We start from the raw sequence: 10,909 nt of genomic DNA on the forward strand, positions 1-10,909 counted from the left end.
CCTTTCGCAAACATAAGAATCTTGACGGATTGGTTATGCACTCTGACCAAGGATGGCACTATCAACATGCAAAGTATCAGAAGAGGTTGAAGGAGCATCACATTATACAAAGTATGTCACGAAAGGGCAATTGCCTAGATAATGCGATGATGGAGAACTTCTTCGGGATTATGAAGAATGAACTCTTATATGTCAACGACTTTGAGACTGTCGAGAATTTTGAAATCCACTTAAAGAAATATATAGAATGGTATAACAATAAAAGAATAAAACTGAGGTTAAAAGGAATGAGCCCGGTAAAATACCGAGCTCATTATAGACAATTATAACGTTTAATTTAACGTCCAACTTTTGGNGTTAGAAATCGCCCCCTCATAATTAAAAGCTAACCTTGAACGTTCTGTTTTTGAACGCATCTTTTATAACAACAACATATATTCCGGATTCAAGCTCAGAAATATCGATACTGTTTCCGATAGAAGAAACTTTTCTAATGCCATCAAGAGAGTAAACTTCTACCATCGGATTGTCAGTTCCTTCTATTACAATAAAGTTATCATCTCTCACTAATTGTATTAAATTGGGATCTGCCTGGAATGTAGAAGCTGTATGTTTCTCTTTTGAGAAAAAAGCAGGACTTAATATTTGAGTCTGCTTATTACCCGTTTTGTCCTTTAAAACAATCTTAATATCAAACCATTGATTTTGATTTTTACAATCAACTGCTGTAAGATCGACTTTATAAAAATAGCCAAAACTAGGAAAGAAGAAAAGTGACTCATCTGTCTGGTATTCAAGCGAGGTCCACTCATTTAAATCATGAACTGAATAATATACATTTACATCTATTGGCTTACACTCATAATAAAATCGTCCCTCACTGTCTACTACTTTTCTTTCAAAGTCTCCAGCTGCAAATTCAAGGACACCACCGGCAAGAGTTGAAAAATGGTCTGTAACACTGTCTGATTTATCTTTAAACATTAACATTTGAAGTGTTGGAGGAAGATTGTCTTCATCTTTCTTATCAAACTCTATATTACAGATATTAGAACCTCTCATTCCGTCCACCCATACATTGTTGTTCGTTAATGTTACGAGACTTTTATTACTATCCTTTTTAATACTTTCCTTATAATTATTATTGTCTGTTTCAAATATCTCTCCATACCTTCCAATGTATGTCGGATATATATCTCCCTCTTCAACAAGTACGGATGCAATAGGGCAGTTATTACCAAGAATGACATCACTATTATATTTTGCCGAAAATTCAGGATGACCGGGATATACAATTTCGGCACCACCGTCTTTCCCTTTTGCAAATCCCTGCTCATATCCAAAGTTGACAAAATGTGCATCATTCGCTGTACCAACTATTGGCAACCCTTTGATAAAGTGAAAATCTTTATTATCACCATCTCCATCTGCAGTATCTCCAAGCATTGCAGAAACCATCGCTGTATATTTGTCATATTTAGTTGGCAGTCCGACTTTATAAGAAGGGTTTGACTCTTTAACAATATATCCTTTATCTGTGATAATTGTACTTACAGAAGAAATACCATTATATACGATTGAAAAGTTAAATCCATAGATATAGTTGTTTTCTTGGTCTTTTCCTAAGAATGTATGCCCAAATTTTTGAGTGTAATCAAATATATCGGAAGCTTCATTTTTAACCATTGATGCATCTTTTAAATCAGCTCCACAACAAAGGAAATAATCAACTCCGCCTTTCAATATGTTGGCACCATTGAAAAAATGATATTTTTCGCTTACTTCGTTTATCCTTAACACATCCATGAATTTTTCAGTTTTGAATGTGTTGTCTCTTATGATGGCTACTATCCCGGCTCCATCATAGCTTATAAGCGAATAAGAAGTCATGTCTTCAATATTACCCTTAGAAATAACCTCTTCTTTATCATTGAAGATATTTAGCTTCAGTGAATTGTTCTTTTCATCGACATAATTAATATTGATAGGAAATTTAGCAAGTGACTGATCAAAAGAAACAGTCATGGGTTTGTCAATTGTCCTATCTTCCAAAAATACTAATACTACATCGCCATCTTTTGATAAAAACATGGCATGCATAGAGTATGTGCCTGCGGGGATCTCCTGTTTGAATTCTAAATCCTCTACATCCATTGCATAGTGCGAGCCCTGTTGATTGTAAATAGAAATTCCTGCAGGTTTGAAGCCCTCTAATGGGAGGTACTTAAAAGTTACTTCAACATTCTTGTTTGAATTGTTGAACTTAGTCATCTTTGGTACAATACGAGTTGCATTGGTACTGATGTGATCTATCTTCTTCATTCGAAGAGATTTGTTTTTTACTTGAGCTAGCATACCAAACGAAAGCATGCAAAAAATTGCCAAGGTTAAAGTCTTGTAGAAATTACTCATTTATTATACTTTTTGGTTAATAATATGCGACCGGCTATGCAAATTGTGCGTAGGTAAGTTTCGATGATACTAGAATTTTTCTTCATTATACTCAGCATCGCCATAATCTAATCATCGATAAAAGTATTAATATTTTACGAATTACTCAAACTATGTTGATGAAATTAGTTCTTGTACAACTATTATAAGAAAGATTAAGACACTAAAGACCTTTTATATTCCATAAATGAATTATTAATTATATTCTCTTCAACCTTAACTTCAGCTCCTTGCATCTTATCCTTAATAGCTCAAAATTCTCTTACAAAGTTGTGAAAGTGATACTGCGTATAACATTTACAAACAGAGCAACATTGCATTAGAGAATCCTTTTTAGTATCTTAGGCATTGATAATAAAACAATAACCATGGAGATAAGCATATTACTTACCATACTTTTGATAATGATTTTGCTTGGCGGATCACTCCTCCTTGGGCGTAAGATATGTCTTATATTAGAGGAGCAAATCGAGACCTCCTCGACCAACAAATATGATCTAAAGAATAATCTTTTTGATTGGGTTGTGAAGCTCATCTTTAGAGATACCTATTTGTTAAATACCGTTATCTTGACTAACACTCAAAAAACTGATCAAACAGCACTCATTCAACCTCAAAATCTCAAATTCGAGGGTTAGGGTCACTTGACCTTTTGCAGACTTTGCCCGTTTTAATAGTACGAAACGGGCTTTTTTATGCGCTATTTTAACAAATAAGCTCGCGCGAGAAGTAATCTGTTCTCGCGCGACTTTCGATCCGTTGTCGCGCGACCTTGACATACGAAGTCGCGCTACTTCAGGTGCAACCTCGCGCGAGTTTACCTTCAAGGTCGCGCGAGAATGGATTGCAAGTCGCGCGACCATCCAAAAAAAGCAGCCTAAAGTGCGTTTTTAAGCCGCCAATTTGTCCATAAAAATCAGCTTATACATATATTAACATTCAGATAGGACGATTTCGTACTATCGGTTTTAGATTTTGTGAAGAATGAGCCTCTTTTTAGGTCAAAAAAGGGCTGTTTGATAGTAAAAAACGGCTGAATAAATTTACATTATTTATTAATAAAAGAAGATGTTTAGCTCAAAAACACCCAATCAAATGAATATTTTTTCTACCCTCTTCCCCACTCTTTCATAGTGTAAAGAAAAAAAGAGATGATATTTTGCTAACTAATTGACCAATAGATTAAGATGAAAATAGCAAGAAATGGATCGTTATTCACAGAAAGTTATGTTCAGCAGAATGCTTACCTATTATTGAACGAGCAAACTCATGGAGAAAAGGGGGTACGCCTGTTCATTGATAAAATGATTTTCTCAGCTTGGTCTGCAATATGTAATAAAGCTATCCTAAGATGAAAGAAAAGGCAAATCGGCCGTCGCAGTACTCCACGCAACAATCCCAATAAAACCATTGCAGAATCGCTTTCCAATACCGTTACAACCAGCATTGAGAATGCAGTAGAAACCATATCCGACACTTTTACAACAGATTAAATGTCTCTTCTGAAATAGCCGAAGCCCAATGGCAACGCAAACTTCGCTTTCAAGCTGAAAAAAGAGGAAGGAGAATGTAAATTAAAACAAATGATAGGCTATAGCAAAAGACTCAATGGACTGCGGCCATCGTACTTAGCTATGATTTCCGGGCATTATGGTCTCAGTCCAAATATTGACGAGACCATTGCACGCAGCTATGGTGTCTAATACCACAGATTATATTGAAGCATTGCCTTTGGCTTATAACACGATAATTGGACAGGATGGACAAGGCTTAAGCCAGGGAATGCGAAACTCATTCTGCCAACAATGACAACCAAGTATTCAGGTAATTACGAAACACATCATCCTGCCATTTATAAGGATAAAAAAATGGTTGCAACAAATTGATGCTGCAACCATTTTAACCTAAACAGATCTATTAGAAAAGAGATTTTGGAAAGCTATTATTCTTTGATAGCTAACTTTCTGACCTCATGTCCAATCTTAATGATTAAAAGATCTTCTTGTTCATTAGCTCTGAAGTCAATCATTCCATTTTCATTTGTCTTTCCTTTAAAAATCAATCTGCCATCTATGCTGTATAATGCAACCATCTCATTGGGCTTAGCCCCTGTGACAGAGATTTGGTTTGATACTCCATCGATATTTATTCTAATATCAGATTGTTCAACCTTATTCACAGCCACATCTTTGCTATCATATAGCTCTACATCCGGGATATACTGATAAGCCGCTTCTCCATAAAAACTTTCTATCTGAAATTTCATTGCTAAATCGAAAGGGATACCGGCATCTCGCTCCCTCTTCATCAGATTGTAAAGGTCAATAACCGGCTGAGTATTCTTTTCTCTCTTAAGCGTAAAGTTTCTCTTACCTTTAATATTGGACAAACCAACCTTACCAACAGAAACTCTAACTGCTTCCGGAGTTGTTTCACTAATATATTCCAGATACCCTTCAAAACTCAATGTTATCGGAGCATTGCCTAAATTAACAATGTAAAAGCCATCAGCCTTAACATCATTGATATCTATTTTGACAAGATCCTCCTGGTCGGGATTACCATTATCATACATAAGCATATACCCATAGAGATCCGCATGAGGATTCTTAATTGGCATATCTTGAGCCAAAATACAACCTTCTCCATCGTTCGCTTTCAGTAGAATATCGCATTTTTTCCCGGCAGGAAGGGGCATAAAAAAATCTTCATAGGTCAAATCTACTTGACCCTGTGCAAGACTCTTATAATCTTTGACGAGTGGATACCACTTCTTTGTTCCACTCTCTCGATACATTAATGAGACTTGTCCTAAATATTCTTCCCCCGAATTATCTACTGTAAAAGAGGCACTATTATAGATATAGCCATAAAGGTCAAAATTACCCTTTACAAACTTCAAATGCGGAGTGACATCGCAAGCCGTTATCTCCACCACTCTTCCTTGATTATCCGTACGAACCTTATATTTGGATATGCAAGCTAAAATATGAGATACCTCTTCATAGAGATCATTTCGATTTTTATAAGTCGGATATGCCGTGTAAGTGGTGTTGGGAGATAAGCCGAGCTCACTAAAATCACCTTGGCAAGGCAATGAAACTTCTTTTGGAATGCTGATGTGATTAATATCTCTTAATGGAGTTGGCTCAAAAGTCTTCGTATCCGAAAGATTTGCATCATTTCTTAGCTCTAATCTAAAGTTTGTCTCAAAAGAGATATGACTAATCATTTCTGGCAATACAGAGGCCTCTTCAAAAGAGATATAATGACTGCCATCAGCAGATTTCTTCCCAATCAGCACAAAAGAATTGCATCCGATGGTAGGAGTAACCCAGTTGGTAGAATGATTGCGATCGGGCACAAAACCAATGATAGCCTCCTGCTCAAAGTTGTACCCACCTTTATTGCCTCCTCCAATACCGGTTCCTTTAGGATTTAAAGCTTCCAAGAAAAAGTACCCATTGTAAAGACCTCCCCATCCCCAATTTATACTAAAACGACCATTTTGGTCATAGCCATCACAAACGAATGCATGCCCAATATCACTGGATGCTCCGGCATAGCCTACGGGATGCCCTGCCGAAAGTTCACTCTTGATCAGATGATCCCACTCTGCTTTGGTGTACATTTTTCGCGCACATACCTTCGCCTCCTTACTATATTTGAAGTTGCGAGCAAGACCTTCCACAGCATTTTGCATATAGGTACCACTTCCAAAGGTCCAATAAGCCATATCCATGGCAAGTCCGGCATCGGCACAGAGTGTAGCCAACTGATTTCGCTCTTCATCTGTCATTCCTGCGCTAATCTTCTCCGGCATCTTATCCCATCGGTATATATTGCCGAAAGTCGTCTTATGTCTTCTCCCATTCTCGGTATATTCATGCTCGCCTTCCGACCTATCGGGCCATTCATAGTAACGCATAATCTGAGTCATGCAGGTCGCCACACATCCGACATAAGCATGTTCACCATTGTTCAAGATAGGTGTTTTGTCATTCCAAGGACTGTCTTGGTTCCATTCAATACCACCCAAAAGAGGGCTTACAGAAAGCTTAACTCCATTGTCAACAGAAGGAGCAAAATAGGTAGCTATCCTCTCCTTATCAAGAGACAACAAATCGTTCAGTCCCTTCTGAAAAGCTTCAAAGAAAGCTTTTATATGGCTTGGCATTTTCTCTGCCAAATAGCAATTATCGTATGAATATCCCAATATCTCAGGTAGTTTGTCATCACCTGAAACCAGCACAAATCCCTTATGATTGCTGCTGTTATATACATAATAAAGAGGCTGATCAGAAGACCTTAACCCATCTTTATCACCTAAAGGGGCATCAACCAAAATTGGGCAAATACCCGCTGCACTCCTCAGCGAAGGAGATCCATTAAAAAAGTTATATGCAATACTATCAGCAACTTTCCGATCTATTGGCTTACCATGGCTGTCGATAAAAAAGAATAGTAAAAATGTAAGCCCTACAAGAATCCGATAAGGGGGATGTAATAATTTATTCATACTGTAATCTCTTTATTGCTAATTATAATTGTCCTAAGTAATCTTCTTGATCTTATTTGTTCAATGCCTCTTCTTAATCCAAAAAACTCCTTATGCAGAGGAAACTTGGGAATAAGTCAGAAGGCCCTCTTGCCGTGATTAAGAAATCGCTTTTCTCTTGTATCCATATCTTTCATTAGGGTCTGGAAATAGGCCTTTACTTTGGCCAAACGATCCTCCTTACCTACCTTCTCATTGTAAGTTACTCGCTTAGAATCACAATCATAAGTAGTTACACCCGTACTATCAATCAAGCCAATCAAATTGGGAGAAGAATAGACTGCAAAGGGACTAACTTGAGATGAAAGCACATTCTTGGAATACTCAAAGTCTGAATGATCTATACCCATCTGGGACAGCAAAGTGGCAGCCAAATCAACTTGATTAAACAGTTTGCCAATCTTTGCCGACTTAGACAAAGCTCCACCACACCACATATGAAGTATTTGATAACGAGAAATCTTCTCTTGAGTTGCAGACTCCGGGTACAAAAAGCCATGATCCGCCATAAAGATTACAAGAGTATTGTGCCAGGCTTCTGTCCTCTTCAATTCAGATATAAACTTACCTACACACTGATCGACATAATGGACCGAATTGAGATACGGATTGTCATATTTTTTTGTCGGCACATCAAATGGCTCATGGCTGGAAAGAGTCATAAAGGTATACAAAAAGGGCTTCTTAGATTTGGATAGCTTCTCCACCTCTCGACCCATATAATCAAAAGTAATTGCATCGGGCACTCCCCACTTGGTAAGACGATATTTTTTGTCAAATTGCGCCAAATCAATGATATGCTCATAACCGGTAGAACTCATATAAGCCTTTGTATTGGTAAAATTGGCATCTCCACCATACAAGAAATAGGTACTATACCCTTCTCTTTTGAGCGATTGAGCAATCGAAGGAAGTGTTGCCGCCTTCTCGGGATACTTCATAATAGAAGAGGTCGGCTGTCCGGGGAAAGCACTCAAAATAGAGACCATTCCTCTATCCGTCCTAAAGCTATTGGCAATCGTATGATCAAACAAAATACCCTCCTTGGATATAGCATCAATATTGGGGGTGATACCTTTGGGGCCAGAGAGACAGCTTACCGCATTTGCAGAAAAACTTTCCATCATGATAAGCACGATATTGGGTCTTCTATTGTGAAGAATCGAATCACACCGAGAAGGGTCAGTGTCCGCAATAGTCTCTTGATGCAGAAGCTTGTACCATTTGGCAAGTTCCTCTTGATTCTTATAAAATTCGTATCCCTTCATAAGGTCATTGCTTCTTGAGACAGAATATAGAAAGCTAAATACAGGGTTGATAGAACAGTGATTCATAAACTGGTTGCTACTATGATATACCATCGCGACATTGGCAGTCGCCACGGACAAACCTCCCCTTATCATCAAAAAGATCACACCTCCCAAAAAGAGAGTTCCTACAGAACCCATAATCCTGTGAGCGGAGCAATTGATCGGCTTATTGTCGGGAAAATATCTTCTAACACATTTTATTAAGGTCAAAGAGAGCAACCAAGATAGCAATGCCATTAGCACAACCGCCACAATCATCATCCAAAGAGGAGCACTATCCAACGCCTCTTTGGGTTGTCTCAAATAAAACAAAGGTGTGGCATCCAACCTAAACCTCCAATATCCATACAATCCCAAATCGACCACACAGATGATGGTCACTATAATAGAAAAGGCAATAAAGTAATACTTCAGAAAGCGTGTTATCCAGGCATTGGGAATCTTAGTATAAAGACAAATTACAGCTAAAAAAGGAATTACAAGAAGATATCCGGTAACCACCAAATCAAGTCTAAGACCATACCACATCGAAATAAGATATTCGAACAAAGAGGCTCCCTCCCCAAATGAATGGTAGTAGAGCATAAAAACTACTCTTAGCAACTCAAAGAAAAGGACAAATACCACACCGATGCTGAAGAGAAATCCCGGTTTGCTTCTTAGTTTATTCTTTATATCAATCATAATCGGCCAAAATATATTTACTTTCCTATAGGTTGAATCTTACTTCTCACAGCTCTTGAAAGTTCTATATACATATAGTTGAGTTTCCCGGAATGGATCAATTCCTTATTTTCATCGTACTTTTTATTGGCATATTCCAATGACTTATCAAACGTAATACGAGACATTTGATTCTGAGATTTACCGATCATGGTGGAGTCAAGATCCTCATCCGGGAAATAATCATTCATATCGACATCCCCAATCATGGTAATCTCAAGAAAGTTTGCTTTGGTATGATTTCGATCGGTATAATAACCGACAAACATATGTCCGGGAATGCGCACCAAAATCGGTTCAATATTGATAGCTTTCAGAAGAGATGCCATTAGGACCGACCCATCTACACAATTGATCTGAGAAGACTCCAACGCATCATCAAAAGTTCGCACTCTCTGAGCGTAGACGACATTGCTTGAAAGGCTGGTATTGGAAACCGAACTGTATTTGAAGTTTCTCTTCTGAAGAGCATTCCACAAAGCATAAACCTGGCGATCTACCATATTGGGACGCCTTGATTGATACCCCAAAAACCTTGAAACAATCCTGGTATTGAGAGCCTCCCTCAAAAGCTTGTCAATCATAGGATTATCTTCATTGACATAGGCCGCAAAGAAAATGCCTGTATCGTGAAACTTATTGCCATGTGTCATATATCCCAAAAGACACTCATTGACACTTCGAACAGAGAAGGTACGCACTTTTTGTCCTAAGTCCTTGCCATTGAGGGTGACATGCACAACTACATTGATAGGCTCGGGCTGATTGTTATTTCTCAAAGCTTCATAGTTCCAAATAATATCCGGATAGATAGTGTATTCCTTATTGGACTTATTCAGAATAAACTCAGAAACCGACTTTCTATAAAAAGGTGTTGCATCAACCTCAATCCTCACTTTACTCAAGGCTTTTGGAGATGAAAGCTTAACCCCAATCAAAGATTTAGGATTTCCGAGATAATTGCTATCTACCGGTACAATAACCAGAGTATCGGTTGTCGCAACCGACAATACAGCCGAAGGAAAGATGTTTCCCCCAAGCTCATCTACTATTTCAAACTTGGTTCTTGAGGTAGCTACATTGATAGCAACAACACCCACTATAATGGCTACCACAATTAGAAGCAAGATATATCTTGCCTTATATAATCGCTGATTAATTTTATGCTTGTCCATAATAATAATATCTGACCACACAAAGATAAAACAACATAAAGACTAACCACGCTACGTCAAGGTCAGATTGCACAAATTATATTAGATTTTTTGAATTTATTGCTGTTCGGTGAAAGTTTTGGCAGCCCAATAAACTTGGATTTCATATAAACAGCTCTCTCGATTGCTCTTTAACCAAACGATATACTTATTCTGAGGCATTAGCCTGTAAATCATGCTTAATTTTATCGGACAGCCAATCCTTCAATACATTCAAAAAAAGAAACACCTTCCATTTAAGCAAATCCTTTACCCCATAAGATATTCGCTTGGCTCAAATGCTGATTTATGACTCAATCTTGTAGGTGTTTTTATCAGACAGCCGGCTTTAGAATCCAAGAAGAGTATCTTACAAAATTGAAATGCTTATCTGCACAAATAAGGTGTTTGGGAGACTTCAATATGCCCTTATCTACCTTAATCCCAGATTTATCGTTGATGGCAGTTTCTTATGATTGTCATTAGGAATTGTTTTTCTTTATAGATTATTATTGCTGTCCGATAAAAATATCACAAAACAAAAAATAAGGGGCTGTGTCAAAATTCCATTTGGCGCAGCCCTTTCTGTTTTTTGAAAAAAGTTTCAACTTTCTCTATATTAAGTCTTTTCCATGTTATTAATAATAGTTATCTTTATGGTATACAAATAGTTA

At 37.6% G+C, this 10,909-nt stretch carries 7 protein-coding genes; 3 read left to right on the plus strand and 4 right to left on the minus strand.

Annotation, left to right across the window (positions count from 1 at the left end):
• The coding region (locus tag ACFO3G_RS01180) for an IS3 family transposase (RefSeq protein WP_380077212.1) at positions 1-329 on the plus strand (329 nt) is incomplete at its 5' end.
• A gap of 49 nt (positions 330-378) precedes the next feature.
• On the opposite strand, the gene ACFO3G_RS01185 is transcribed toward ACFO3G_RS01180, so the two are convergent.
• Entirely contained in the window at positions 379-2,271 is a 1,893-nt protein-coding gene (locus tag ACFO3G_RS01185) for a T9SS type A sorting domain-containing protein (RefSeq protein WP_380077214.1), read from the minus strand.
• Positions 2,272-2,819: 548 nt separating this feature from the next.
• Between ACFO3G_RS01185 and ACFO3G_RS01190 the strand changes: the two genes are divergently transcribed.
• On the plus strand, positions 2,820-3,089 hold the full coding sequence (locus ACFO3G_RS01190) for a hypothetical protein (protein WP_380077216.1): 270 nt from the start codon (positions 2,820-2,822) through the stop codon (positions 3,087-3,089).
• Positions 3,090-3,638: 549 nt separating this feature from the next.
• Positions 3,639-3,806 (plus strand): hypothetical protein, encoded by a 168-nt coding sequence (locus ACFO3G_RS01195; protein ID WP_380077218.1) that lies wholly within the window; start codon positions 3,639-3,641, stop codon positions 3,804-3,806.
• A 587-nt stretch (positions 3,807-4,393) separates the two neighbouring features.
• On the opposite strand, the gene ACFO3G_RS01200 is transcribed toward ACFO3G_RS01195, so the two are convergent.
• From ACFO3G_RS01200 to ACFO3G_RS01210, 3 genes are all read right to left on the minus strand, one after another.
• Positions 4,394-6,970: a C10 family peptidase gene (locus tag ACFO3G_RS01200; protein ID WP_380077220.1), complete on the minus strand. Its 2,577-nt coding sequence runs from the start codon at positions 6,968-6,970 to the stop codon at positions 4,394-4,396.
• A 116-nt stretch (positions 6,971-7,086) separates the two neighbouring features.
• Positions 7,087-9,003 (minus strand): LTA synthase family protein, encoded by a 1,917-nt coding sequence (locus ACFO3G_RS01205; RefSeq protein WP_380077222.1) that lies wholly within the window; start codon positions 9,001-9,003, stop codon positions 7,087-7,089.
• A gap of 17 nt (positions 9,004-9,020) precedes the next feature.
• A complete protein-coding gene (locus tag ACFO3G_RS01210) occupies positions 9,021-10,217 on the minus strand; it encodes a hypothetical protein (RefSeq protein WP_380077224.1) in 1,197 nt (398 codons plus the stop codon).
• Positions 10,218-10,909 lie beyond the last annotated feature (692 nt).

The organism is Falsiporphyromonas endometrii (assembly GCF_042654485.1).
Classification (GTDB): domain Bacteria; phylum Bacteroidota; class Bacteroidia; order Bacteroidales; family Porphyromonadaceae; genus Porphyromonas; species Porphyromonas endometrii.

What these genes read in the sequence shown, in the direction of transcription:
- ACFO3G_RS01205 (WP_380077222.1), bottom strand. Translation starts at nt 9,003, where the DNA reads ATGATTGATATAAAGAATAAACTAAGAAGCAAACCGGGATTTCTCTTC.
- ACFO3G_RS01185 (WP_380077214.1), bottom strand. Translation starts at nt 2,271, where the DNA reads ATGACTAAGTTCAACAATTCAAACAAGAATGTTGAAGTAACTTTTAAG.
- ACFO3G_RS01200 (WP_380077220.1), bottom strand. Translation starts at nt 6,970, where the DNA reads ATGAATAAATTATTACATCCCCCTTATCGGATTCTTGTAGGGCTTACA.
- ACFO3G_RS01210 (WP_380077224.1), bottom strand. Translation starts at nt 10,217, where the DNA reads ATGGACAAGCATAAAATTAATCAGCGATTATATAAGGCAAGATATATC.
- ACFO3G_RS01195 (WP_380077218.1), top strand. Translation starts at nt 3,639, where the DNA reads ATGAAAATAGCAAGAAATGGATCGTTATTCACAGAAAGTTATGTTCAG.
- ACFO3G_RS01190 (WP_380077216.1), top strand. Translation starts at nt 2,820, where the DNA reads ATGGAGATAAGCATATTACTTACCATACTTTTGATAATGATTTTGCTT.